Annotated in this window: 24 protein-coding genes and 1 riboswitch; of the genes, 8 read left to right on the top strand and 16 right to left on the bottom strand. The window is 36.7% G+C overall.

The genetic code is table 11. The features are described from left to right. Positions 1-30: 30 nt before the first annotated feature. Both FHT21_RS09680 and FHT21_RS09685 read right to left on the bottom strand, forming a co-directional pair. Positions 31-636, bottom strand: a complete 606-nt coding sequence (locus FHT21_RS09680; protein WP_167294472.1) for a DNA-3-methyladenine glycosylase — start codon at positions 634-636, stop codon at positions 31-33. 13 nt (positions 637-649) lie between these two features. Next, positions 650-1,129: a GAF domain-containing protein gene (locus FHT21_RS09685; RefSeq protein ID WP_167294473.1), complete on the bottom strand. Its 480-nt coding sequence runs from the start codon at positions 1,127-1,129 to the stop codon at positions 650-652. Between the two features lie 107 nt (positions 1,130-1,236). Here FHT21_RS09685 and FHT21_RS09690 point away from each other — a divergent pair, with 107 nt between their 5' ends. Beyond that, positions 1,237-1,950 carry a DUF3291 domain-containing protein gene (locus tag FHT21_RS09690; RefSeq protein WP_243853943.1) on the top strand — a complete coding sequence of 238 codons (714 nt, stop codon included), beginning with the start codon at positions 1,237-1,239 and terminating at the stop codon, positions 1,948-1,950. 17 nt (positions 1,951-1,967) lie between these two features. Beyond that, on the top strand, positions 1,968-2,219 hold the full coding sequence (locus tag FHT21_RS09695; protein ID WP_167294474.1) for a hypothetical protein: 252 nt from the start codon (positions 1,968-1,970) through the stop codon (positions 2,217-2,219). A 500-nt stretch (positions 2,220-2,719) separates the two neighbouring features. Here FHT21_RS09695 and FHT21_RS09700 read toward each other — a convergent pair whose 3' ends face one another. From FHT21_RS09700 to FHT21_RS09730, 7 genes are all read right to left on the bottom strand, one after another. Beyond that, complete coding sequence (locus tag FHT21_RS09700; protein ID WP_167294475.1) at positions 2,720-3,055, bottom strand: Dabb family protein; 336 nt, start codon at positions 3,053-3,055, stop codon at positions 2,720-2,722. Between the two features lie 94 nt (positions 3,056-3,149). Beyond that, complete coding sequence (locus tag FHT21_RS09705; RefSeq protein WP_167294476.1) at positions 3,150-3,644, bottom strand: YMGG-like glycine zipper-containing protein; 495 nt, start codon at positions 3,642-3,644, stop codon at positions 3,150-3,152. Positions 3,645-3,775: 131 nt separating this feature from the next. After that, positions 3,776-4,501, bottom strand: a complete 726-nt coding sequence (locus FHT21_RS09710; RefSeq protein ID WP_167294477.1) for a diphthine--ammonia ligase — start codon at positions 4,499-4,501, stop codon at positions 3,776-3,778. Beyond that, positions 4,491-5,177 (bottom strand): Sir2 family NAD-dependent protein deacetylase, encoded by a 687-nt coding sequence (locus FHT21_RS09715; protein ID WP_167294478.1) that lies wholly within the window; start codon positions 5,175-5,177, stop codon positions 4,491-4,493. Before FHT21_RS09715 ends, FHT21_RS09710 begins: the two co-directional genes overlap by 11 nt. Positions 5,178-5,184: 7 nt before the next feature. Further along, on the bottom strand, positions 5,185-6,126 hold the full coding sequence (locus tag FHT21_RS09720; protein WP_167294479.1) for an ABC transporter substrate-binding protein: 942 nt from the start codon (positions 6,124-6,126) through the stop codon (positions 5,185-5,187). Positions 6,127-6,302: 176 nt separating this feature from the next. Continuing rightward, positions 6,303-6,890, bottom strand: coding sequence for a DUF6580 family putative transport protein (locus tag FHT21_RS09725; protein ID WP_167294480.1), 588 nt, complete (start codon positions 6,888-6,890; stop codon positions 6,303-6,305). A gap of 41 nt (positions 6,891-6,931) precedes the next feature. Then, the gene (locus tag FHT21_RS09730; RefSeq protein WP_167294481.1) at positions 6,932-8,800 is read right to left on the bottom strand and encodes a TonB-dependent receptor; all 1,869 of its coding nucleotides are present in this window, start codon (positions 8,798-8,800) and stop codon (positions 6,932-6,934) included. Between the two features lie 97 nt (positions 8,801-8,897). After that, positions 8,898-9,093: riboswitch (cobalamin riboswitch) on the bottom strand. Between the two features lie 84 nt (positions 9,094-9,177). Here FHT21_RS09730 and FHT21_RS09735 point away from each other — a divergent pair. Together FHT21_RS09735 and FHT21_RS09740 are read left to right on the top strand one after the other, a co-directional pair. After that, positions 9,178-10,425: a serine hydrolase gene (locus FHT21_RS09735; protein ID WP_167294482.1), complete on the top strand. Its 1,248-nt coding sequence runs from the start codon at positions 9,178-9,180 to the stop codon at positions 10,423-10,425. A 112-nt stretch (positions 10,426-10,537) separates the two neighbouring features. Next, positions 10,538-11,941 (top strand): sigma-54 dependent transcriptional regulator, encoded by a 1,404-nt coding sequence (locus FHT21_RS09740; protein WP_167294483.1) that lies wholly within the window; start codon positions 10,538-10,540, stop codon positions 11,939-11,941. Between the two features lie 156 nt (positions 11,942-12,097). Here the strand turns inward: FHT21_RS09740 and FHT21_RS09745 are convergent, their stop codons facing one another. The 6 genes from FHT21_RS09745 to FHT21_RS09770 form a co-directional block, all read right to left on the bottom strand. Next, on the bottom strand, positions 12,098-13,888 hold the full coding sequence (locus FHT21_RS09745; RefSeq protein ID WP_167294484.1) for a chloride channel protein: 1,791 nt from the start codon (positions 13,886-13,888) through the stop codon (positions 12,098-12,100). 74 nt (positions 13,889-13,962) lie between these two features. Continuing rightward, positions 13,963-14,685, bottom strand: a complete 723-nt coding sequence (locus FHT21_RS09750; RefSeq protein WP_167294485.1) for an RluA family pseudouridine synthase — start codon at positions 14,683-14,685, stop codon at positions 13,963-13,965. A gap of 259 nt (positions 14,686-14,944) precedes the next feature. Further along, positions 14,945-15,634 carry a response regulator transcription factor gene (locus FHT21_RS09755; RefSeq protein ID WP_029274338.1) on the bottom strand — a complete coding sequence of 230 codons (690 nt, stop codon included), beginning with the start codon at positions 15,632-15,634 and terminating at the stop codon, positions 14,945-14,947. A 103-nt stretch (positions 15,635-15,737) separates the two neighbouring features. Further along, the gene (locus FHT21_RS09760; RefSeq protein ID WP_167294486.1) at positions 15,738-16,850 is read right to left on the bottom strand and encodes a TlpA disulfide reductase family protein; all 1,113 of its coding nucleotides are present in this window, start codon (positions 16,848-16,850) and stop codon (positions 15,738-15,740) included. Beyond that, entirely contained in the window at positions 16,850-18,313 is a 1,464-nt protein-coding gene (gatB, locus tag FHT21_RS09765) for an Asp-tRNA(Asn)/Glu-tRNA(Gln) amidotransferase subunit GatB (RefSeq protein ID WP_167294487.1), read from the bottom strand. Before gatB ends, FHT21_RS09760 begins: the two co-directional genes overlap by 1 nt. Positions 18,314-18,426: 113 nt before the next feature. Further along, a complete protein-coding gene (locus FHT21_RS09770; protein ID WP_223833686.1) occupies positions 18,427-19,575 on the bottom strand; it encodes an ATP-binding protein in 1,149 nt (382 codons plus the stop codon). Positions 19,576-19,934: 359 nt separating this feature from the next. Between FHT21_RS09770 and FHT21_RS09775 the strand changes: the two genes are divergently transcribed. The 3 genes from FHT21_RS09775 to FHT21_RS09785 all read left to right on the top strand — a co-directional run bounded on the left by FHT21_RS09775 (position 19,935) and on the right by FHT21_RS09785 (position 21,767). Then, positions 19,935-20,537 carry a hypothetical protein gene (locus FHT21_RS09775; protein ID WP_167294489.1) on the top strand — a complete coding sequence of 201 codons (603 nt, stop codon included), beginning with the start codon at positions 19,935-19,937 and terminating at the stop codon, positions 20,535-20,537. 96 nt (positions 20,538-20,633) lie between these two features. Further along, a complete protein-coding gene (locus tag FHT21_RS09780) occupies positions 20,634-21,149 on the top strand; it encodes a hypothetical protein (RefSeq protein WP_167294490.1) in 516 nt (171 codons plus the stop codon). 108 nt (positions 21,150-21,257) lie between these two features. Continuing rightward, positions 21,258-21,767 carry a hypothetical protein gene (locus FHT21_RS09785; protein ID WP_167294491.1) on the top strand — a complete coding sequence of 170 codons (510 nt, stop codon included), beginning with the start codon at positions 21,258-21,260 and terminating at the stop codon, positions 21,765-21,767. Between the two features lie 82 nt (positions 21,768-21,849). On the opposite strand, the gene alaS is transcribed toward FHT21_RS09785, so the two are convergent. After that, a complete protein-coding gene (gene alaS / locus FHT21_RS09790; protein ID WP_167294492.1) occupies positions 21,850-24,468 on the bottom strand; it encodes an alanine--tRNA ligase in 2,619 nt (872 codons plus the stop codon). A 116-nt stretch (positions 24,469-24,584) separates the two neighbouring features. Between alaS and FHT21_RS09795 the strand changes: the two genes are divergently transcribed. Next, positions 24,585-24,920: a MerR family transcriptional regulator gene (locus FHT21_RS09795; RefSeq protein ID WP_029274329.1), complete on the top strand. Its 336-nt coding sequence runs from the start codon at positions 24,585-24,587 to the stop codon at positions 24,918-24,920. Positions 24,921-24,934: the final 14 nt, after the last annotated feature.

Raw genomic sequence — 24,934 nt, forward strand, 5'->3', positions numbered from 1 at the left:
CCAAACCTGCTTTTCAATTATGTTATTTTATTAAACCTTATTGGGTTTACTCACATATTTATTGCCTTTTACAAAGAACCGCCAAGGCAACAAAGCATGCTCCTTTGCGTATGCAATACCCACACGGGGTGTAGCTACAACATCTTCGTTTTGATATCGAATAGCATGGTCTTCGATCCAGATTTCATCACCGGTAAGATTTTTGGCATTAAAAGTTCTATCTATCCCTAGTGCTTTTGCTGCGGAACCCGGACCAGCTGAAATTGCGCCTTTTGTATGCAACATATTTCTCCTCTGTTCAATAATATCAATCCCAATTAAAGGCTCTATACCCCTAATTAAAACAGCATGTGGATCATTTTCTTTTGAACTTACAATATTGAAGAGATTGTGCATACCATAACAGAGGTATACATAAGCAATACCGCCGCTACCATACATAGTTTCTGTTCGGCTGGTTCTGCGACCACCATAGGCATGCGAAGCTTTATCCTTTATGCCAAAATAAGCTTCGGTCTCTACGATAATCCCTGCGCTGATTTCGTTATCAATTTTGGTATACAATACCTTACCCAACAGATCTTTAGCTAGGCTAACCACGTCTTCATTCAGATAGTATTCTTCTTTTAGTTTCAATATATTACCTTAACTATCTGTTTAATAAAATGGATATAACCTGCTCTAAATAAACCTTATCCGTTTCATCAAATTTATTTAAAACCTCGCTATCCACGTCTAGAACCCCTATCACTTCTCCGTTCACCATCAAGGGTAAAACAATTTCTGATCTCGAAGCCGATGCACAGGCGATGTGACCAGGGAATTCCTCAACATCAGGAACAATAATGGTTTCTGCCTGTTGCCAGGACGCGCCACATACCCCTTTTCCTTTTTTAATGCGTGTACAGGCTACCGGACCTTGAAATGGCCCCAGCACCAATTCATCTTCTTTAACCAAATAAAACCCTACCCAGAACCAGTTAAATTGCTCTTTGAGCGCCGCTGCGACATTTGCGAGATTTGCAATAAAATCTGTTTCGCCATAAAGCAAAGCATCTATCTGAGGGATGATTGACTGATATTGCTCTTCCTTTGATGTGTTTCTGGTAATGGTTAAATCTTCTGCCATTTTAATTTTTCTATAATCAAAGTTAGTTATGATTTGCGAGATGTAAAGCAGTGGTGGGTTTTAATGACGAAAATTTGAATGATAACCTATTCTTAAAATCCTTAGTTTTGGCATCATTAATCGTAAAGTTTATGATCGTAGCCTTAACCATTACCAAATTCCGTAGCCTCACCATTCCTTTTGCTTTTATAGGAATGGCTGTTTTACGGTTGCCATTGTGGTTGAATAAAAAATGTAGGTTCTGGAAGTTAATGGGAAGCGGAAAAAATGCTCAGGTAGATTTAGCTCCTGATTACAAACATTGGGCTGTGCTTACTACCTGGGATAACAGGAAGGATTGTGATGCTTTTTATCGTGATTCTTTTGTGATGAAATGGCTTGGTTTCTTCGGGATTGAAAGTTTTCATATCTTATTAAACCCTTTATCTAGTCATGGTTTATGGTCAGCAGTACAGCCATTTAAATCCGATAGAATAAGTAATGTCCACACGGATAAGATTGCTGTAATTACAAGGGCAGCAATTAAATTTAACAAGTTAAAAGAGTTTAGGCAGAATATTAAAAGAGCAGCTGATGCCATGCGCACTGCACCAGGCTTTATCTTGTCGGCAGGTATTGGCGAAAACCCATTTTTCGATCAGGCCACCTTTTCGATCTGGGCCGATGCAGATAGCATGAAAAACTATGCATATAAATCTTTTGATCATTCTGATGTAATTAAGCTTACCAGGGAGCGCGAGTGGTATAAAGAAGAATTATTTGCCCGCTTCTCGATTGTAGATACTTGGGGTACGCTTAATGGCATATCTGTTGAATTGTAAATAAAAATATAAAATAAATGAGAGTAGTAGCAGAACTTCCACATCCGGAATGTAAGATCACCATTTTTTCGATGAACCAAAAGTATATTGTAAAGTTTGAGCAGGGTACCTTTGAGCAAAGTTATAAACTTGCAGAACTTGATCTAAGTGGGGGCGGTGTTAATGATGTGTTTGAAATTATAGACGAAGTGTTTATTCAAACAGTAATAGCTCGTTTTAAAATAATGCGTTCTGATTTCACGGCGGCCTATAACAGGCATCAATACTAGTATTTATTAGTATAACTAATTGATTTTTAGAGTATTATTTGTTTGTTCGAAATAATATTTCGAATATTGGATTGTTTTTTAGAAAGAAAAGCACTTCTAATAAATAGTAATTGTTTAAATTAATTCATATAAACAATTGATATATTGATTTTTATACACAACAACAAAATATAATTTCACTTGCTTATTTTGCCAAATAAATGGGAGGTTTGGACTTTTTTCATCCTGTAGTAAACAATATCTATTTTGTAACCCTGATAAATTCATGGTGACCAATCTCTTCTAAGGTTACTTAACTTAAAATAGATTCTCGGCTGCGCCCGAAATGACTGACCGCGGGATTAACCCGTGCGTAAATGAATATTTAATAAAAATGCGCATAAATGAAATATGTATTCATCTGTGCGCATTAATGGTTAAGACGGGAAGATCTTGAAACAAGTTCAGGATAACGCTCGCAGAATGTTCAGTATGCTTGGCGCTTCTGTGGCTAAAACTTATTAAGCAATCACCGTATCGTGCACCACTACCCTGTACCAGTTTTTCGAAAATTTCTCTACAGCGTCTAAATGTGCTTTATCTTCCTGATAAGCATTATGATCTGCGATGTTGGCAAATGTAATGGTTAGCGAATAAGTAAAAGAGTTATCGGTTACCGGACGCACAGGTGTGTTAGCAGCTAAACCGTAACTTAATGTTTTGATATATTTGATTGGTTTTAAGCTTTCAAAAAAATTGGCGAAATCTGCAATTTCGGCTTTAGTTAGTTGAGGTTTTAGCCAGAACATTACGAAGTGTTGGATCTGTCCTTTATCTGCGGTTTGAGTTTCTATCATGGTTCTTTTTTCACTAATATATAAATCATTTTTTTGGGCACAAAAAAAAGCCCCGATTTTACAATCGAGACTTCCTATTATCTTCTAAAGCTTTTTAGTTTTTAGGTTGCACACGGCCAGATTTTCTGTCTTCACCTCTACCGATTAAATAACCGCCACCAGCTCCAACTAATCCACCGATGATAGCACCTCTACCTTTTTTCTTATCGATTAAAGCACCACCAACTGCTCCTGCCGCACCACCGATAACTGCACCTTTAGCTGCATCGCTCCAGCCTTTTTTCTTAGCTGTTGGTTGTGCACCACCATAAGCGCCAGTAGAACCACCACCAGAACTTGCATAAGATCTAGATGAGCTTGCTCTCCTTGCTGCAGCTAATTCTGCCTGGTGTTTAGCTTCTTTTTCCTGTTCTACCTTGGCCACTTCGGCTTTTTTAAAGCTATCTAATCTTAAACTATCTTTAACTGCTTTAATTGCCAATTGTTTTTCTGCCTGTTGTTGTTTTAATGCTGCTTCTTCTTTTGCCTTATTATTACAAGCAAATAAAACTGAAGAACTTAATGCGATTACTACCAATATCTTTTTCATAACTCTTAATTTTTTAATATGACGCTTGTTTAGCTACCTAACCTCGCTAAACAGGTTTCAATGTGTTGTATGATTTAGTTAATTACACATATTAAAGAAAAAATGATGCCAAAATGTTTTGAAAAGAAAAATTATTCCAATAAATCCATATACCAGAAGCCTGAAAGGGCTGAGGTTGAGCAAGGTGAATCGTCATCTTTTGTTGTTTTACTTGGAGCATTATAAGTTCTGAATACCTTCTCTCCGATGGTGAAAGTGATTTTACTCTTGAAAATTGGTCCTTCAAATGCAAAAGTATGAAACTCTCCATTTTCGCCGCAGGGATCGATATCTGCGGGAAGTTGCCTGATTAAATCAAGGCTGATTACTTTTCCACAAAAATTTTCGAGATTTTGCTGTGTGCAAACAATGATGGTTTTATAGTTCAGGTTTAGGAATTCTTCAATTAAATGTCGTGTATCTTTTTCCCAAAGCGGAAAAATAGCCTTAAGTCCAATTTCTGCTAATTTGTTCTCGCGATAAGTACGTAAATCCTCTAAAAAGATATCGCCAAAAATAGAATGGGTAATACCTTCCTCTTTAAATTTAGAAAGATGATGCTTCATGGTACTATCATAGGTTTCCATATCGGGCATTTCGCCTAAGCGAATCTGATACAGTGGAATACCAATACTTTCTGCCTGTTTGATCAGTAAGGCTTCCCTAACACCATGCATGGAAACACGGTTGTATTTTTCCGTTACTGTAGTAATCAGGTATCGGATTTCGATAGTTGGATCTTGTAAAGCATAATGCAAAGCCAATGTGCTGTCTTTACCACCACTCCAATTAAAAATGCAAATCTTTTTATCTGGCATTGGCTAGGATTTCTTTTAACGTCGCAACGCCTTCTACTGCGTTTTTTTCAATGTTGATTATATTCTTATAACGCTTTACATCGGGTGTTTTTGGATCAATAATGTATTTATCAACAAAGGAAGGCACAAAATCAATTAAACCTGCTGCGGGATAAACAGCTAACGAAGTTCCGATGAGCACAAACAGATCGGCTTGTTTGCAAAGTTTAGCGGCTACCTCTATCATGGGTACAGCTTCGCCAAACCAAACTACATGTGGACGAAGTTGAGAGCCCAGCTCACAAAGCTCGCCCATTTTTATTTCTGAACCAACGATGGGATAGGTTAAATCTGCTTTTCTCTCTGATTGAGACCTGGTAATTACGCCATGAAGATGGGTAACTTTGGTAGAGCCTGCCCTTTCGTGCAAATCATCAATGTTTTGGGTAATAATCTCAACATCAAAATCTTTTTCCAACTCAGCCAGTAATTGGTGAGCCAGATTGGGTTTCGCAGCTAAAACCTGCCTTCTTCTTTCATTATAAAATTCTTGTACCAATTCCGGATTTCTCTCCCAAGCCTCGGGGGTGGCTACATCATAAACATTATAGCCTTCCCATAATCCATCAGTATCCCTAAATGTTTTTAACCCACTTTCGGCACTGATCCCTGCTCCTGTTAAAACAACTAATTTCATAAATGGATTATACAGATTTAAATGATTTCACAGGCTGGCTGTAGTTGATGAATTTTTTGCCTATGTTTTCGTCTGCCTTAAATATTTGCGGGTGAAACATGCAGGCTAAAGCTTCAATACCCTCAACAAGTGTGCCTACACTAGGCTGGGTAAACATATCAAAATCAGCAATATAAACCTGGTTGTTTTTTACGGCCTCTAGCTCTTTCCAACCTGTTTTTGAGGTTAGCAGCTCCATTTCTTCCATGCTTCTTTCCATATCAAAACCACATGGGGCAATAACTAAAACCTCTGGATTATATTTCAGGATTTTATCCCATTGCGTTACAATAGAGTCGCCACCAGGGTTAGACAGCATATCAACACCACCAGCAGCAGCAATCTGAAAAGGAATCCAATGTCCGCAGTTATAAATCGGTTCTATCCACTCCATCAGCATGATCCTTTTTAATGGCGCACGGTTTGCCCTAAGCTGATCTAAAATATGATCTGTTTTCTTTTGCAGCCCTGCCAGATAGTTTAACGCTACCTCTTCCTTTCCTAAAGCGCTGGCAATGGTAATAGCACATTCGAAAACATCCCGTAAGTTATTTGGCGATAAAGGAACTAGTACAGGTTGTTTACTGAGCTTCATTACGGCTGTTTCGGTGCAAACCGTATCGATGTTGCACACTTCGCATATATCCTGTGTAAAAACCACATCAGGTGCGATGCTTTCCAATAGTGCATCATCTACCCAATACAAACTTTTGCCTTGTGCTTTTGATGCTGAAAATATACGGTCTATTTCGATGCTCGAATAGTTTTTACCTTCTAATATACATCGTACAACTTTAGGCTGAGCTGCCGCCTCTTTAGGACATTCGAATGTTACGCCATGCAGGTATTCTTGCAGGCCCATATCGTAAATCATTTTTGTAGCAGCAGGTAAAAAGGAAACAACTTTCATATCAATATTTATGTATTATCCTGAACTTGTTTCAGTATCTGATAGCCTTTATTAGATGCTAAAATAACTCAGCATGATGAGGAGTCTAAGTTAAAAAAAATCCTCTTTTGAATCGAATCAAAAGAGGATTTCTATATTGTTTTCGCTTGATTGATATTATACCAATCAATGGACATCTATAACTTTTGTCTTTGCAGTTTCAATAATGGGTATTTTGCTTTTAAAATTTCGAAAGCTCCAAAAAGTAATGCACCATAAATCACTGTTCCCTCTAAGAATCTGATCTCGAATGGAATGGCTTTAATTAAACAATCTATAAACCCATTGAAGTTTTGTGTATACAGCGGGTTCTTATACCATGAGCCAATATCACTTACAATCCAATGGATGAATACAATTACAATTGTAGAAAGTAATAAGTTAGCAATATTTACCTTTTTTAGTAAGAAACGACTCACTAAAACCATTAATGCAATTGCAAGGTATGTCCAGAGTTCTTGAATTAAGAATATATCTACATACTTTTTATATATGGTTGTATAAAGCACTAAATCGCTTAAAAATAAACTCAATAGCGGAAAAGCGAATGCTTTAAGATGATCTTTAAAATATGCTCCTCCAAATAAAGCTACCGCTCCTATTGATGAAAAATTAGCAAACTTTAATTCATCTGAGTTAAATGTTACCAGCAAACGGAAAGCCGTTATTGCCAATATCATTAACAACAAAATTAAAGTACGTGGATTAAATTTTAAATGAGACATCCTATTTTTGGTTAATATGTATACTGCAAAGTTAAATTTTATTAGTGTATATTAAAAATTACTCCGGTATTAAAGTTGAAACCTAAGCTATTGTAACCAATAATCTCGTTGTATTTTTCGTTCAGGATGTTTTTGGCATCAAAAAACAGTTTTACACGTTTTTTAGCCAAAGCATATTCTGCATAAGCATTTAACAATTTATAAGCAGGTAAATTATCTACCGTGTAAGTCGTAAAATTACCATCGTTACGTTTACCAAAGTAACGGTAATTTGCGCTTACATATAAATTGCTCGTAGCCTGCGCACCTGCAGTGATCCCAAATGTATGTTTTGGTCTGCGGAAAAGATAGTTGGCAACCGCATTATCAACAAAATTGAACTCATTCCCTTCTACGTAAGCATAATAACCATTGATATTGAACACACTGAATTTAACTGCTGGTTCAACCTCGAAACCTTTGGTTTTCTGACTTACCTGGTTAATATATCCATTAGGATAAGCATAAATGATTGCATCGGTTAAATCTCGCTTATAACCTGCTAAACGTAAGCTAAATTTGTCGTCAGCAAAGCTAAAATTAACACCAGCTTCGTAATTCTTCGATTTCTCAGGCTTTAAGTTCAAATTAGCACCAAACTGACCAAAAAGCATGTTCAAGGTAGGCACTTTAAATGCTGTTGAAACAGTTCCAAATAACTTTATTTCCTTAATGATGTTGATACTTGGGGTAATTGAGTAAGTATAGTTTTCGCCATATTGTTCGTGTTTATTGTAACGTCCGCCAACTTCAAGATTAAATACACTTAAATCGTGTAAGAATAAAGATCCATAAGCAGCAAAAATATTGGTTTCCGGTTTATTGGTTGCTGATGATAATTTCATCACGCGGTTATCGATACCCACCAATAAATCTAATTTATTTCCCAATTTTTGGTTGTAGAATAAATCCAACAACGATACGCGACCTTCGTTAACACTAGGATATTGGCTGTGTGCATCGTTTCTGGTGCTTTCAAAACTATAGTTCAAGGTTACTTTACCGGTAGCAAATTCATATTTGGCATTAGTACCTGCAGCAAAGTTTTTCAAAATCGAATAATTGTTTGCATCGGTAAAAGCACCACCATCAAATTTATAATTGCCATAATAATAACGCACAAATGGATTTACAGAGAAATGATTATCCAATTTGATTCCGAAGTTCGCATTTAGGGCGTCGGTTTTGAAACCATCTTTATCAAATATAGCTGCACTTCCCATTGGGGTTGCTGCTTCTGAAATCCCATCGGTTTTAGCATGGGTATAGTTAATGTTATAAGAAAAACCTTCAACTCCACCGTTTAAACCAATGGTTCCTTTATAAGTTTCGTAACTCCCTGCACTGGCCACACCATAAATGGTATTTCCTTTTGGGCCACCTTTTTTGGTGATAATATTGATTACCCCTGCAACGGCATCAGAACCATAAATGGTAGACTGGCCGCCTCTTAAAATTTCGATGTGATCAATCTGATCAATAGAAATCAATCTTAAATCGAATGCACCTCCGTTTCCTGATGGATCGTTCTGTACAATACCATCAATTAAAACCACCGCATAAGCACTTCCTGCACCCCTAAAAAACACCGATTTGTTTAATCCTGGGTTGCTGCTTGCGCCCGCTACAATAATCCCTGCCTGCTCACTAATAAGTTCTGGCAATGATTTCCCGTTACTGCGATCCAATACTTCGCGACTGATGATAGTGACCACTTTTCCAGTCTGAGATTGTTTCTGGTCATTTTTGGTTGCAGAAATTACAACATCTTTGAGCTGCAAACTATCTTGAGTTTGAGCATTAGCCACCTGGCCAATCATTAACTGTGCGAGCCCCAGCCCTGCTACAGTTAGCATACTTTTTTTGTTCATTTGATTGTGAGTTTTGCCCACAGCCAACAGATTAGAAAAGGAAATGAAAATACGAACAACGTTAATATCTCAATCCAAGCTTCAATCCCCGAAAGCTATGAAATTAAACGCTAAAGGCAGGTCTTCTGACTTACTCCCGTTTTTTCTGTCTTCCCGCTCAGTAGTTAATTGGGCAGTGACTTAAGAATTGAAAAACGTTATAGAGCTTACAGCTGCGGGACAGTTACAGATTTACACTGTATTCCCTTTTAATCCCGGATGTAAAGCCGGAAACCAAAAGCGCTGCAAAAGTAACAAAATTAAACAACATGTAAAATGGATGATGGAAAATGGTGATTTTAATAGAAAAAGCTAAATTAGGAATCAAATTTCCACTCATGAAAAGGATTTTAATTATTGCATTTTCGTCAATCAGTATATTTGCTATGGCACAAAAAACCGATACTGTTTTTCTCAGGAAACTGATGGAGTCCAAACCAGAACTTTTTTCTTCAATACTTAACCATCCTGATAAAAACCAGGTTCAAATCCTTTATACCCAGGTTAACCGTGATGTAAAAAATAGACCTACTTTTAAAACGTTTAGCTATAATTTAGATCCGCACCATTATTTTTACCCTGCAAGTACTGTTAAACTCGCTGCAGTGATTTTTGCCCTGGAGAAAATAAACCGGTTAAAAAACACGGGATTAACAGCTAAAAGCACCATGATTACCGATAGTGCCTATAAAGGGCAAACGAAAGTTTTAACAGACACAAGTGCTAAAAATGGGCTTCCATCGATAGAACATTACGTTAAAAAGATTTTGCTTACCAGCGATAACGATGCCTTTAACCGTTTATTCGAATTTATCGGCCGGGCAGAAATTAACGAAAAATTGAAAGCAAATGGATTAAACGATAGTCGCATTTTAAACCGCTTGGCCATTGGTGATGCCGGAGAATCGGCCAAACACACCAACCCTATTAAATTTTACAATGGCAGTCAATTGGTGTATGATCAACCGGCACAATACGATCCAAAAGACTACGAACTGCAGTTAACTAATCTGGTAATGGGTAAAGGCTATTTGGACAGTGCCGATAAATTGGTAAATAAACCATTTAGTTTGGCAGGAAAAAATGCCTTGGCCATCAATGATCAACAAAAACTGATGCAGAAATTAATTTTTCCTGAGGCTTTTCCAACTAATGAAAGGTTTAACCTGACTGCAGAAGATTATAAGTTGATTTATACCTACATGAGCAAATATCCAACGGAAAGCGATTATCCTAAATACGATCATAATGAATTTTGGACAACCTATGCGAAGATGCTGTATTATGGAAGAGAAAAGATAACACCAGCCCCAAACATTAGAATTTTTAACAAGTATGGTGATAGCTATGGCTACATCATTGATAATTCTTATTTCGTTGATTTTAAAAATAGAATTGAGTATTTCTTAACGGCGGTGGTACAAAGCAACGAAGATGGTATATTTAACGACAATAAATATGAATACGATACTGTTTGTTTCCCCTTTATGAAGAACTTGGGCAAAAGCATTTATGAAGTAGAATTAAACCGCAAGAAAATGCACCGAACAGATCTTAGCAAATTTAAACTTGATTATTCCTACTAAGATTAAAACCTTTCAGTCCTTTTCAGGTTTATAGCGTAGAAATTGTATAAAAAACTATACATTAATTAAAAAATAATATATTCGCATTTCAAAATTAAAGAATACATCTCTAATGGCTAAATTATTAATAATTGACGATGAGCGTGCGATAAGGAGTACCTTACGCGAAATTCTAGAGTATGAAAATTACGATGTTGAAGATATCGATAACGGTATTGACGGTCTCGAAATGATCAAAAAAGGAAATTTCGATCTGGTACTTTGCGATATCAAGATGAATAAGATGGATGGTATGGAAGTGCTCGAACAGGCACAGATCATTAAACCAGATTTACCATTCATTATGATATCTGGTCATGGAACAGTTGAAACTGCAATTGAAGCCAGTAAAAAAGGAGCTTTTGATTTTATTTCGAAACCACCTGATTTAAACCGTTTACTGATTACTGTCCGTAATGGTTTAGACAGGGGAAATTTAGTTACCGAAACCAAGGTTTTAAAACGTAAAGCAAGTAAAACCCGTGAGATTTTAGGCGAATCGGAAAGCATTTCTAAAATTAAGGAAACCATTGAGCGTGTTGCGCCTACCGAAGCCCGTGTATTAATTACTGGCGCAAATGGTAGCGGTAAAGAATTGGTAGCCCGTTGGTTACACGAAAAATCGAATCGTGCCGATAGTCCTTTAATTGAGGTAAATTGTGCTGCTATTCCATCAGAGCTGATTGAAAGTGAATTGTTTGGTCACGAGAAAGGTTCATTTACCTCTGCTGTTAAGCAACGTATCGGTAAATTTGAGCTGGCTAATGGCGGAACTTTATTTTTGGACGAGATTGGCGATATGAGCCTCTCTGCCCAGGCAAAAGTTTTACGTGCTTTGCAAGAACATAAAATTTCGCGTGTGGGTGGTGAAAAGGAAATTGAAGTAAATGTTCGTGTTTTAGCAGCAACCAATAAAGATTTATTGAAAGAAATTGAAGATGGTAACTTCCGTATGGATTTGTATCACCGGTTAAATGTAATCAATATCCATGTTCCACATTTAACAGAGCGAACTGATGATATCCCTGTTATTGCCCAGAACTTTTTAGAAAGTATCTGCAGCGATTATGGAATGCCCGTTAAGAAAATAAACGATGGCGGAATGGCTGCCCTAAAAGCTTTGCCTTGGACAGGTAATGTACGTGAGTTACACAATATGATTGAGCGTTTGATTATTTTAAGCGATAAGGTTATTACCGAAAATGACGTGCGTGCCTTTGCTAATCCGGGTGGTGGTACAAATATTGGCGCCGCAAGCAGTGCGCAGATTGCGGGTGCTGGTGGATTGAGTCTATCCTCTTCTTTCGATTCTTTCAATAATTTTCAGGATTATAAAGATCACGCGGAACGTGAATTCATCAAATTCAAACTGGAAAAAAACAACTGGAATGTATCAAAAACAGCTGATGAAATTGATATCCAAAGAAGTCACTTATATAGTAAAATTGAAAAGTTTGGTTTAAAGAGAGCTGAGTAAAGTGTAACTATTTTAAGGAGAAAACAAAAAATATTGTCATCCTGAGCCTGTCGAAGGAAAAATATTTTTTGTTTTCGACTATAAAAGTCTTCGACAAGCTCAGACTGACAACTTAAATTAAAGATTTCTGAAATGACGATCTTGGAGAACTTAGAGCTACCCCATATAATCATTCTGCCTCATCAGCAACGCCCTGTATTTATTAAAAATTGCTGTTTTAGAGACAAAACCTAAATATTGGTTCTGCACGGTAAGCACTGGTAAAATCCATACATTATCCTGTTCCATTTTCTCCAGTACCATTTTAAGATCATCATTTTCTGTAATCGTATTCGGTGCAGGCTGAACCAAATGAGAAGCTCTTAAATTCCCCTTATCAGGATGATTGATCATCTCATTAAATAGTTCTTCCATGTAAATTATCCCCTTAAAATCGCCCAGTTCGTCTGTTACAGCACAAATGTTTTTATGCGATTGCATAATCTCGTTCATCTTAACTGAAATCAGATCGTTCATATATAATTGAGGATAGGTTTTCTCGATCAAATACTTTAGTTTCATCTGGTTTAAAACTGTTGTATCCTTATCCTCATGAGATAGTAGCTCTCCCTTATCGGCCAGTGCTTTGGTATAAATAGAATGTTTTTGCGAGCTGCGGTTAATGGCGTAAGAAATCGCAGTGGTTATCATCAATGGCACCATTAAAACATATCCCCCAGTAATTTCGGCAATCAGGAAGATACCCGTTAATGGGGCATGCATAATCGAGCCTAAAGCAGCGGCCATACCTGCAACAATAAAGTTCGAAACATTCAATTGCGCTATTCCCGATAAATTCACGACATAAGCAAATATAAACCCGATTAATCCGCCCATAATTAAACTGGGCGCAAATGTACCACCATTACCACCTGCACCTAAGGTAACAAGGGTGGCAATTGATTTCATAAAAATGGTCACTACCGTAAACAGTACTACCACAGCCGAAATTGAGCTATAATCGGCAAAAATACTATTATTGATTACCGTATGATAATCACCTTTTAGTAAGCCTTTTATGGTGATATACCCTTCACCATATAGCGTAGGAAATAGAAATACCAAAGCGCCAAGCATTAAACCGCCTACAATTACTTTGGTATAAGGATGTTTTATTTTATAGAATAATCCTTTTACCGCATAATTTGCTTTGGTAAAATAGATCGAGAACAAACCAATAAAACAAGCCAGTATTACATAATAGAATAAAGCATTTACCTTCCACCCTTCTGTAACCAGAAAGAAAAGCTGCTGGGTATAAAATAATCTTGCCACTACCGCTGCCGTTGCGGCCGATAACAGAAGGGGAATAAATGCCGGAATGGTAAACTCAGGCAATAGAATTTCGATGGCAAAAACAATCCCTGCTACCGGGCTATTAAATGCCCCTGCAATACCAGCTGCCGCACCACAGGCCACCAGCATGGTAATTTCGCGGTATGATAAGCCCAAAATACGGCCAAGATTGGAGCCTATTGCCGATCCACTGGTAACAATTGGTGCCTCCAAACCTGTTGAACCACCAAAGCCTACCGTAACGGCTGCGGTAATAATCTGCGAATAAATATTGTGTGCTTCTACCTTACTCGATTTTTTCGAAATGGCATAAAGTAAAGGGGTTAAACCTGTTTCGAATTTTGTTTTACGGATAAAGTATTTGATGTACAAAACCGTTAGAAAAATACCGATCATCGGAAATATAAAGTACAAATAGTATTTATATTTCCAGTGCCAGTCTGACTGAAGAAATTCTTCGATATGGTGGGTTAAACTTTTTAAAACGGCAGCTGCGAGTCCTGCTAAAATCCCGACAATTACAGCAAGGATAATTAAGAAATTACGGTTTGATATTTTAGATTTTCGGTACTGGTTAATCTTATCAAGGTAATTTACAAATCTGATGTACATTCTATTGTTTTTTAATAGAGGGCGAATACCAAAAGTAAGAAAAACAACGAAACGCGCCAATTTAAAGGGCTGTTTTATGCATCAAATTTATCCAATAGCTTAATTAAAGTCGCAAAATCTTTTGGGTATGGTGCATCAATCACAATATCTTTGTCATCTAATCCTTTAAAAACCAAATGTCTGGCATGTAATGCGAAACGTTTCATAATGGGCTGCTCCTCTTCGCCTTTGGCTAATTTATATCCTCTCTTTATTGATGAAAGAAAAACAGGTTTCCCTTTGTACATATCATCACCAACAATGGCTGCTCTTTGTGTCGCCAGGTGAATACGGATTTGGTGCATTCTACCGGTAATCGGTTTACACTCTACTAAAGTATAGTGTTTGTAGTATTTTAAAGAATTGAATATCGTTTCTGCACGTTTACCTTCAGCCCTATCAATGGTCACATTTTTATTTCCATCGTTTAAAATAGGTAGATCAACAGTTAAATCATCAAAAATGACGTGTCCATCTACCACGGCATGATAGGTTTTATTTACCTTTCTTCTTTCGAACTGCATAGAAGCGTGGCGGTAACCTTCTGGATTTTTTGCAATGATTAGAGCACCAGAAGTTTCTTTATCCAAACGGTGACAAACCTGTGCATCATCACTATACTGTTTGGCCAAGCGTAATACATTGGTTTCTCCAGATCCTCCACGTTCATCGAGCGAGGCTAAAAATGGAGGTTTATTGATCACAATAAAATCATTGTCTTCGAAAAGAATAAGGTCTTTAAAATTTGGAAACTTCAAACTGTGCTGTAATTAATGAAGCGCAAAAATACGATTTTATTTTTTTAAGGTGGGCGTCACCCTGAATTTATTTCAGGGACTCAATCTAGAAAGATGCTGATCCCGAATATTCGGGGCAGCATGCCGATTTTTTAGGACTGCTGTCCTCCTGAACCCGATAGCTCGGGTTGTTTCTGGATCTAATTTACGATGCATAAAAAACACAGATTAATCATCAGAAAAAATCTGTGCTAATCTGTGTTATCTATGGTAAAGCTATTTAAGATAGCTCAAACTTATAACCTACTCCTTTTACAGTTGATACATAAGTTTCGCCTAATTTTTCCCTTAGTTTACGAATGTGAACATCGATAGTTCTGTTTGTTACCACTACTGAATCTTCCCAGATATTTTTAAGGATCGATTCGCGGGTATAAACTTTTCCTGGCTTTGATGCCAGCAGATATAAAAGCTCAAATTCTTTTTTCGCCAATACCACTTTGTTACCGCCTTGAAAAACCAAATAAGCTTCACGGTCGATTACTAAATCGCCAATTTCCAATTTATTTTCAGATACTTCTTCTGTTCCTGTATTCCGTCTTAAAATCGCATTAATGCGACTAACTAAAGCACGTGGTTTAATTGGTTTTGCGATATAATCATCAGCACCTACATTAAAACCAGCAATTTCAGAATACTCTTCACTTCTGGCGGTTAAGAAAACCATAAATGTATTTTTGAATTCAGGTATTGCACGCATTAAACGGCAAGCCTCAATGCCATCCATTTTAGGCATCATAATATCCAGAATAATCAAATCTGGGTGCACCTTTTTCGCAACAGTAATTCCTTCTTGGCCATTGGTAGCTGTGAAAACCTGATAACCCTCTTTTTTAAGGTTATATTCAATAAGCTCCAGAATATCTGGTTCATCATCAACAATTAATATTTTCTGACCTGCGTTGTTCATAGTTAAATATTTGTTACGAAAGTAGTGTCTATGATGCAATATTTAGTTAAGCCTAAGTTAAGAAATTGTTAATTACTTAAATTAGTTTAACATGGAATTTGTTTTAAAGTAACGTTTTGGCTAAAAACGTCTCTAATTCATCGCCACGTAAGTTTTTAGCAATTATTTTTCCAGAAGGATCAATCAGATAAGAAGTTGGAATAGCTTGCACCTGGTATTTTTTTACCGTTACACCGTTAAAATCTTTCAATTCCGAAACGTGCGTCCAGGTTAATCCATCAGCTTTTACTGCACCAAACCATGCAGCCTTGTCGGTATCCAGCGATATGCCGATGATATCAAAGTTCTTATTTTTATATTTATTGTACACCTTAACTACGTTCGGGTTCTCCTGGCGGCAGGGCTGGCACCATGACGCCCAAAAATCGATTAATACGTATTTTCCTTTATAGTCTGATAAACTTACAGGTTTATCATCCGCTGTATTAATGGTAAATGCCGGAGCAACCTGCCCTACCTGAACTGCTTTTAAAAGTGCCATCTGTTTTACAAAAGCATCAACCGTGGCATTGCCTTTAATTTCTTCTTTAACTTCATCAGCAAATTGCACCAGTTCTGCTTCAAATTCCTGTGGACTTAAAGTATTCATGGCATAGAAACTAGCAAGCGTACCTTTGTTGTCTTTAGCAAATTTTATAATCTGCATATTCAATTGATTGATGTACGATTCGTACTGAGGTTTCATTGATTCTAGTACAGCCGCCCTGTTTTGAGGCTGTGTTGCTACTTTTGCTTCGAAATCGGCCTGTAGTTTCTCTACTTGTTTGGCAAAATTATTTCTAATCGTATTTAGTTCTGATAATTTTTCTACTTCATTTGCCCCTGAAATTTTATAAGCCATTGTTTTGTCGGCCAAATCAGCTTCCAACTTAATATCGTCGCCATTTTTTGCAATTAACATAAACTCATGATTACCTACCGATACCCTAAAGAAATCAACTGATGGGGTTTTACGGATGAATTTAAATTCACCTTTTTCTGATAAATTAGTTGAATCGATTGCAACCATATTGCTATTCTGCATCCCATATAAAAATACTTTCTTCTCTTTACCAGGGTTTTGGAAAGTTCCATCAATTGTAAAGCTATCTTTGGGTTTACATGCAGTAAAGGCAATCGCGATCAGCATGATCAGGCTCAATTGTTTTAGTCTCATTATTTTAGTTTTTCAAGTATTAATTCATTTAATTTTTTAGCATCAGCTTTTCCTTTGGCTAGTTTCATTACATCGCCAACAAACAAACCTAAAACGCCCTTTTTGCCTTTCTTGTACGCTTCTACCTGTTGTGGGTATTTATTTAACACTTCATCAATAAAACTACTTAATTCGTCTCCATTTTCAGAGATGAGTAAGTTTAATGATAGTGCCAAATCGGCAACTTTTGCATTTTCTTCCAACTCAATCGCTGGTAATAGTTGTTGAATAGCAATTTGCTGTGTAATTTTTTTATCATCAACCAGATTAATGGCTTCTGCCAGTTGTGTTGGATTTACTTTGAAATCGGAGATCGTAATCCCTTTTTCATTTAAAACAGCTCTAATTGGACCAATTAACCAATTTATTAAGCTTTTTTTGTTGTGAACAGCTAATTGAGCCTGGTTAAAGTAGTTTAACAGATCTAAATCTTCAGCAAAAAGCGCTGCATCAGCTTTACTGATCCCAAAGTCAGCAATCATCTGCTGAGAAATTTCATTTGGTAAAGCCGGCATTAAAGATTTAATCTCTGCTAACCAATCATCAGAAATATAAATGGGTTGAAGGTCCGGATCTGAAAAATAACGGTAATCATTCGCTTCTTCTTTAGTACGCATTGGAGAGGTAGTTCCTTTATCGGAATCAAAGTTTAAAGTGCTCTGGATAATTCTTCCTCCGTTACTAATCACTTCTACCTGGCGGCTAAATTCGAAATCCATTACTCTACGTACATTACGCATAGAGTTTAGGTTTTTTACTTCGCAGCGTGTTCCAAATTCGGTAGTGCCCTGTGGTCGTATAGAAATATTAGCATCGCATCGCAAACTGCCTTCCTCCATATTTCCGTCGCTTACATTCAAATGCCTTACCAATTTCCTGATTTCGCTTAGTAAAACAGAAGCTTCTTCCGAACTGCGGATATCCGGTTCGGTTACAATCTCAATTAACGGCACCCCTGCACGGTTTAAATCAACCAACGAATAGTTATCGTCCTGATCATGAATACTTTTTCCAGCGTCTTCTTCTAGGTGAATGCGATTAATTCCGATTTTCTTTGTACTGCCATCAGCCAATTGAAGTTCCAAAAAACCATTTACACAGATTGGTTGGTTATCTTGCGTAATCTGATACCCTTTCGGCAGGTCGGCATAGAAATAGTTTTTCCGGTCGAAATGGTTGGTCTGGTTAATGGTACAGTTTAGAGCTAAACCTATACGGATAGCTTTTGCTACTACTTCTTTGTTTAACTTGGGTAAGGCTCCAGGCAATGCCAGTGAAACCGTAGATATATTTTGATTGGGTAAAGCCCCGAAAGATGCACTATCAGCAGAAAATATTTTAGTATTGGTATTTAACTGAACATGGATTTCTAGTCCAGAAACGAGTTCGAAAGCAGTTTGGGGGCTTGTTTCTTGTAAAGGCATTTAAAGCTTCGTGTTATTATAAGTTTTATTAACCACAGCTTGTACTGTTCAATACAGATTTAATCTATGGTTAAATATTAATGTGTCAAATATAGTTATTATTTAGTCTTTCCTTAAAAAAGGCTCGATGGAGAAATTTTTAGAAATTCTTGCCAAGGCAACCCACCTGCTCCAACTAAAAGTATTTTATCGGGCTTATACATTTTGTTAAAAGCATCCATTCCCGAAGTACCCGTAATCTGGCCTGTACTTTTAACTTCTATACCAATTATTTTACCTCGTTTCTCTAAAATAAAATCTACTTCATCGTTTCTGTGCCGCCAATAAAACACTTTATAACCTTCTACAAATGAGAAATTTAATAAATGTGCACCTATTGATGATTCTACCATTCTCCCCCATTCTATTGGTTGTTTTTTTATCTCTTCAAAGAATTCACTTCTTTGAGCGCTTACTAAAGCATTGTTATGCACTTGGAATTTTGGACTGGATGAACGTTTACGGATCACATCAGCAGCAAATTTTTCAATCCCGCCCAATAGACCCGCTGTATCTAATAATTGTAAATAATGAGACAATGTTGTGGTATTACCTGCATCAGAGAGCTGACCTAGTATTTTGGTGAAAGACAATATCTGACTGGAATATAGACAACCCAATTCAAACAAGCGCTTCATTAAAGCAGGTTTATCTACACGGGTGAGCATTAAAATATCTTTTGAAATACTGGTTTCTATCAAAGCATTTGAGACATAATTTTTCCACCGCTCTTCGTCGTTGATGAGGTCTGCGGCGCCTGGATAGCCGCCAAACCATACGTATTGTTCGGCAGTAAAACCAAAAGCACTTTCCATTTCAGCAAAGCTCCAATGTCCTAAATAAGTTAATTCGAACCTCCCTGCTAATGATTCTGTTAATCCTTGTTGAATTAGCAGTCTGGAAGACCCCAATAAAATTACTTTTAAGTTTACCCCATTTCGTATGTCTTCATCCCACAAGCGCTTCACAATTTCACTCCAATTATCAATTTTCTGAATTTCATCAATCACAAGAAGATATTCATCAATGCCAGGTTCTTTTAATAGTTCTCTGGTATTAAACCATATCAGTTCTATCCAGGTCTTATCCGAAGCAGCAACTGCATCCGCAGATTCGAATATATAAGGCGTATTAATTTCCTTGACCAGTTGACCGATCAATGTTGTTTTACCTACTTGCCTTGGCCCCACAAGGACTTGAATAAACCTTTTTGGTTCATTCATAACCTTTTTAAGTTTCTGTAAATAAGATCTTTGAAACATATTTAACAATTTACTCAATATGTTGAGTAAATTTACTCAATGTATTAAGTAATTCAAAATGCCTAACTAAATTTTAATTAATTATATAATATAAAGTAAGCTTCATTTACTAGTTTTGGCATTAAAAATTACTCAATAAAACACTGTAAATAAGACTATTACATCATTTTTTACAAATTACTCAGTAAATTGAGTAAATTTACTCAATAGCACACACAATCGTTAAAGAATGTTAAATGGAATGATGCTGATTAAACCAGAGTCCATTAGCCCTGTCTATCCCAGCAACACACATAAGAAACCTTTAATTAAAAAACATTATGAAAAAGTTAGTTTTATTTGCTGCAGTTCTGATGGTTTCATTATTCAGCATAAATAATGCAAAAGCGCAGATTAGTTTAAATATCAATATTGGTTCGCAGCCAGTTTGGGGGCCAACAGGATACAACCATGTAGATTATTATTATTTCCCGGACATTAATGCCTATTATTATGTACCTACTGCACAATACATTTATCCGAATGGAAGACATTGGGTTTGGGTAAGTAGTCTGCCTGCCCAATATAGAAACTTTGATGTATATCGTACTTATAAAGTGGTGATTAATGAGCCAAAACCTTATTTAAGAAACAATATCTATGTTGCCAGATACAGTAAATATAAAAATTACGGTGGTCGCCAAAGCATTATAAGAGATAGCCGTGATACCAAATACTATGTAGTAAAAGGGCATCCAAACTATAATGGGAATAAAACTGTAGTGATTAATAATAAACGCCCTGTACGTAGGGAGAAAACTGTTGTAAGGGTAAATCAAAATTTAAGACCTGGCCGAAACAATGAACAGAGAAACAATAACAGAGGCGATAATAACCATCCTGAAAGAAATAATAATCAAGGCCGCGGTAACGAGCATCATTAAATATTTAATTGTAAAAAAGGAGCTTCAAATGGAGCTCTTTTTTTTGTGCCCCACTTTTGGCACGTGGTTTGGCTATAAAAACTAAATGAATTGATTATGAAAAAATTATTTTTAATGGCTGTATTGATGATGGTTTCATTATTCAGCATCCCCGCGAAAGCACAGTTAAATGTGAATATTAACATCGGTTCGCAGCCGCTTTGGGGACCAACAGGTTATGACCATGTTGATTATTACTATCTCCCTGATATAGAGAGTTATTATTATGTTCCGCGAAAACAGTTTGTTTATTTAAACGGAAACGAATGGGTTTTTGCTAACTCTTTACCCGCGAGATATGGCAATTATGATTTATATAATGGCTATAAAGTCGTAATTAATTCACCTAGGCCCTATCTAAATTTCAAAAACGATAAAATAAAATATGCCAAATATAAAGGCAATAAAGGTCAGTTTGTAATTAGAGATAGCCGTGATAGCAAATATTATGTTGTAAAAGGACATCCTCATGGCATGCCTCCAGGACAGGCTAAAAAAATTTACGGAGAACAGAATAAGGGAAAAGGTCATGGAAATGGTAAAGGCCATGGAAATGGTAAAGGAAAGGATTAATAAATCTAAAAGGAGCATTTGAAGCTCCTTTTTTTATATATCTGTTACAATAGAAGTTTTGGCACAGCGTTTGAATTGTTGAAGTACACACAAATAAAATAGATTATTATGAAAAAGTTATTTATTATCTCCGCGATTTTGGGTATCGTGGCTTTAACATCTAATCAATCTAACGCTCAAGTAAGTATTAATGTAAATATTGGTGCTCAACCAGCTTGGGTTCCTACAGGTTACGAAAATGTTAATTATTATTACCTTCCGGAAGTTCAATCTTATTATTGTGTCCCTCAAAGGCAGTTTGTTTATTTAAGCGGAAACAGGTGGACAAGATCGAGATATTTACCAGCAAGATATAGAGGTTACGACCTGCATCATGGAAGAAAAATTGTAATGTATGGAAACAGCCCGTACCGCAATTATAACACCCATAGGGTTACCTACGTTAGCCGTAATAATTATTACCGTGGCTCTTATGGTGGTAGAGACAGAATGAGATACGATTATCCACGAAATAACTACAGAAACTACAGAGAAGATAATAGGTACCACGATAGGAATGTGAATGCGAGTTTGTTCTCCAGAGGACACCGAGAAAAACATGGTCATGGTAGACATTAAAATAAAAAAGAGGCTTTAGGGCCTCTTTTTTATTTTAATAATGTCACTCCGGATTTATTTCATAGCTATTGTATGATTTTTATTAGTGATGAGGAATGAAATTTTCTGCTTTTTCCAATACAACTTTTAATCCTGCTGGGTTTTTACCTCCTGCAGTAGCATAAAAAGGTTGTCCTCCACCACCACCTTGAATCTCCTTACCCAATTCGCGCACAATATTTGAAGCATTTAATCCTTTTTTCACCAGGTGATCGGAAAGCATTACGGTTATTCCTGGTTTACCATCAATTTCTGTAGTAAAAACCAGAAACAGGTTATCAACCATATCTTTCAAAGAGAAAGCTAGATTTTTAACAGCCTCGGCACTTTGCAGGTCGATATGTTTAGCAATCAGGTTAATACCATTAATCCCCCTTACATGATGTACGATTTCATGTTTTAAGGTATTTACACGTTCTATTGTAGACTTCTCAATTTCCTTTTTCAGTTTTGCATTTTCATCCAATAAAGCCTGAACAGACGCAGATAAATCTTTACTTCCATTGAGTAATGTTTTTAAATGGCCAAGTTCTTTTCTTTGGTCTAAGAAATATTGCTCAGCTTTATCAGCAGTAATGGCTTCTATGCGGCGAACACCAGCTGCAACTGCACTCTCAGAAATAATTTTGAACGAGCCTATCTGCCCTGTAGCTTTTACATGTGTACCACCGCAAAGTTCTTTAGAAAAATGGTCGTCAAAAGTAATCATGCGGACAAAATCGCCATATTTTTCGCCAAATAGAGCTGTTACACCGCTTTCAATAGCATCTTGATAAGGAACGTTACGTTGTTCCTTTAACTTAATATTCTGACGGATTTTCTGATTCACAATGATCTCAATCTGTGCTAATTCTTCATCGGTTACTTTAGCAAAGTGAGAAAAATCGAAACGCAGATAATCTGCATTAACCAACGAACCTTTCTGATTAACATGTTTGCCTAAAACCTGTTTAAGGGCTGCATGCAATAAATGTGTTGCAGAGTGGTTATCTTCAGTTAAAATACGTTTATCTTCATCTACAACGGCCCAAAATTTACCATCTAAATTATCTGGCAGGATATCGGTAAAATGAACGGTTAAGCCATTCTCTTTTTTAGTATCTGTAATGTCTACCCAAAACTGGCGACTATGGTCTTCCAAACGGCCTGTATCTCCTACCTGGCCACCACTTTCTGCATAGAAAGGTGTTTGGCGTAAAACTAGCTGGTATTGTTCTTTGCCTTTGGCTTTTACTTTACGATATTTTAAAATTTCGGTTTCGATTTCTAAGTCATCATAGCCTACAAACTCACTTTGATCGTCTGTATTTACTACAATCCAATCACCTGTATCAATAGCTGTTGCGGCACGGCTATCGTCTTTTTGTTTTTTCAAGGCCTGTTCGTAGCCAACCAAATCAACACTCCAGCCTTTTTCTCTAGCCATTAGCTCCGTTAAATCGATAGGAAAGCCAAAGGTGTCTGATAATTCGAAAGCAAAAGCCCCTTCAACCATATCATTAGTGGCCTTGTATTTTTCGAAACGCTGTATTCCTGTTGATAAAGTTCTAAGAAAAGAAACCTCTTCTTCCAGCACCACTTTTTGCACAAAATCCTGTTGTGAAATCAGTTCATCGAACACACCTTTAAATTGATCGGCCAATAAAGGAACCAATTGATTTAAAAATGGCTCCTTAAAGTTTAAAAACGTATAAGCATAACGTACAGCACGGCGTAAAATCCTACGGATTACATAACCTGCTTTATTATTAGAAGGTAATTGACCATCGGCAATAACAAAGGAAATGGCACGGATGTGATCGGCCATAACACGCATGGCAATATCGGTTTTCTCGTCGACACCATATTTAATACCCGATTTTTCTGCAATAAATTGAATCATCGGTTGGAAAACATCGGTATCATAGTTAGAGGTTTTCTCCTGTAAAACACGTACCAAACGTTCAAAACCCATTCCAGTATCAACGTGTTTAGCAGGTAAGCTTTGTAATGAACCATTTTTTAAACGGTTAAACTGCATAAATACATTATTCCAGATTTCGATTACCTGCGGATGATCTGCATTTACCAGGGTAGCACCATCAACTAAAGCTTTTTCTTCATCGGTACGGCAATCTACATGGATTTCAGAACATGGCCCACATGGTCCAGTATCACCCATTTCCCAAAAATTGTCTTTTTTGTTTCCGGGCAAAATATGGCTTTCATCAACATATTGTTTCCACAGATCGTAAGCTTCCTGGTCTTTTTCCAGTCCTTCTTTTTCGTCGCCTTCGAAATAGGTAACATATAATTTTTCTTTCGGGATTTTGTAAACTTCGGTCAGTAATTCCCAACTCCAGGCAATGGCTTCTTTTTTGAAATAATCGCCAAAGCTCCAATTGCCCAACATTTCGAACATGGTGTGGTGGTAAGTATCGATCCCCACCTCTTCCAGGTCGTTATGTTTGCCCGAAACACGTAAACAGCGTTGGGTATCGGCAACACGAGAATATTTTATGGCCGCCTCCCCTAAAAACAGATCTTTAAATTGGTTCATGCCCGCATTTGTAAACATTAAAGTTGGGTCGTTTTTAACCACAATGGGTGCGGAAGGAACAACGTGATGTTGTTTTGATTCAAAAAAACTAAGGAATGCCTGTCTAATCTCTTTTGCTGTCATTTCAATATTATTGGAGGGAACAAAATTAAAATTTTATTGCGTTAATAAGGAAAAATCGAGCTACATTTGAATACTTTAATTAATCGATATAAGACACTCATAATCAACCACAAAATATGCCGTATAAAGAAAGAGACATTAATAAAATGTATTATACCATGGGTGAGGTGACTGAAATGTTTAATGTCAACGCATCGCAGATCCGTTTTTACGAGAAAGAATTCGATATCCTCCAGCCTAAAAAAAATAAAAAAGGCAACCGCCTTTTTACGCCAGAAGATATTGAAAACTTAAAAATTATTTTTAATCTGGTTGACGAAAAAGGTTTTACATTAAAAGGGGCTAAAGACTATTTGAAGAACAATAAAACAGGTGTTAGAGAGAATCAAAAGATTATTGATTCATTAGAAAAACTGAAAGGATTTTTAGTAAACCTGGCAGAAGAACTTTAAGCTTTAAGTAGGCT

The sequence above is a fragment of the Pedobacter sp. SG908 genome (genome assembly GCF_011759615.1).
Lineage (GTDB): Bacteria > Bacteroidota > Bacteroidia > Sphingobacteriales > Sphingobacteriaceae > Pedobacter > Pedobacter riviphilus.

Bases quoted from the DNA above. Each gene is read 5' to 3' on its own strand.
- FHT21_RS09700 (WP_167294475.1), bottom strand. From the start codon at position 3,055: ATGATAGAAACTCAAACCGCAGATAAAGGACAGATCCAACACTTCGTA.
- FHT21_RS09705 (WP_167294476.1), bottom strand. From the start codon at position 3,644: ATGAAAAAGATATTGGTAGTAATCGCATTAAGTTCTTCAGTTTTATTT.
- FHT21_RS09720 (WP_167294479.1), bottom strand. From the start codon at position 6,126: ATGAAAGTTGTTTCCTTTTTACCTGCTGCTACAAAAATGATTTACGAT.
- FHT21_RS09780 (WP_167294490.1), top strand. From the start codon at position 20,634: ATGAAAAAATTATTTTTAATGGCTGTATTGATGATGGTTTCATTATTC.
- FHT21_RS09715 (WP_167294478.1), bottom strand. From the start codon at position 5,177: ATGAAATTAGTTGTTTTAACAGGAGCAGGGATCAGTGCCGAAAGTGGG.
- FHT21_RS09770 (WP_223833686.1), bottom strand. From the start codon at position 19,575: ATGAATGAACCAAAAAGGTTTATTCAAGTCCTTGTGGGGCCAAGGCAA.
- gatB (WP_167294487.1), bottom strand. From the start codon at position 18,313: ATGCCTTTACAAGAAACAAGCCCCCAAACTGCTTTCGAACTCGTTTCT.
- FHT21_RS09795 (WP_029274329.1), top strand. From the start codon at position 24,585: ATGCCGTATAAAGAAAGAGACATTAATAAAATGTATTATACCATGGGT.
- FHT21_RS09775 (WP_167294489.1), top strand. From the start codon at position 19,935: ATGAAAAAGTTAGTTTTATTTGCTGCAGTTCTGATGGTTTCATTATTC.
- FHT21_RS09735 (WP_167294482.1), top strand. From the start codon at position 9,178: ATGAAAAGGATTTTAATTATTGCATTTTCGTCAATCAGTATATTTGCT.
- FHT21_RS09695 (WP_167294474.1), top strand. From the start codon at position 1,968: ATGAGAGTAGTAGCAGAACTTCCACATCCGGAATGTAAGATCACCATT.
- alaS (WP_167294492.1), bottom strand. From the start codon at position 24,468: ATGACAGCAAAAGAGATTAGACAGGCATTCCTTAGTTTTTTTGAATCA.
- FHT21_RS09745 (WP_167294484.1), bottom strand. From the start codon at position 13,888: ATGTACATCAGATTTGTAAATTACCTTGATAAGATTAACCAGTACCGA.
- FHT21_RS09760 (WP_167294486.1), bottom strand. From the start codon at position 16,850: ATGAGACTAAAACAATTGAGCCTGATCATGCTGATCGCGATTGCCTTT.
- FHT21_RS09725 (WP_167294480.1), bottom strand. From the start codon at position 6,890: ATGTCTCATTTAAAATTTAATCCACGTACTTTAATTTTGTTGTTAATG.
- FHT21_RS09740 (WP_167294483.1), top strand. From the start codon at position 10,538: ATGGCTAAATTATTAATAATTGACGATGAGCGTGCGATAAGGAGTACC.
- FHT21_RS09685 (WP_167294473.1), bottom strand. From the start codon at position 1,129: ATGGCAGAAGATTTAACCATTACCAGAAACACATCAAAGGAAGAGCAA.
- FHT21_RS09730 (WP_167294481.1), bottom strand. From the start codon at position 8,800: ATGAACAAAAAAAGTATGCTAACTGTAGCAGGGCTGGGGCTCGCACAG.
- FHT21_RS09755 (WP_029274338.1), bottom strand. From the start codon at position 15,634: ATGAACAACGCAGGTCAGAAAATATTAATTGTTGATGATGAACCAGAT.
- FHT21_RS09785 (WP_167294491.1), top strand. From the start codon at position 21,258: ATGAAAAAGTTATTTATTATCTCCGCGATTTTGGGTATCGTGGCTTTA.
- FHT21_RS09710 (WP_167294477.1), bottom strand. From the start codon at position 4,501: ATGCCAGATAAAAAGATTTGCATTTTTAATTGGAGTGGTGGTAAAGAC.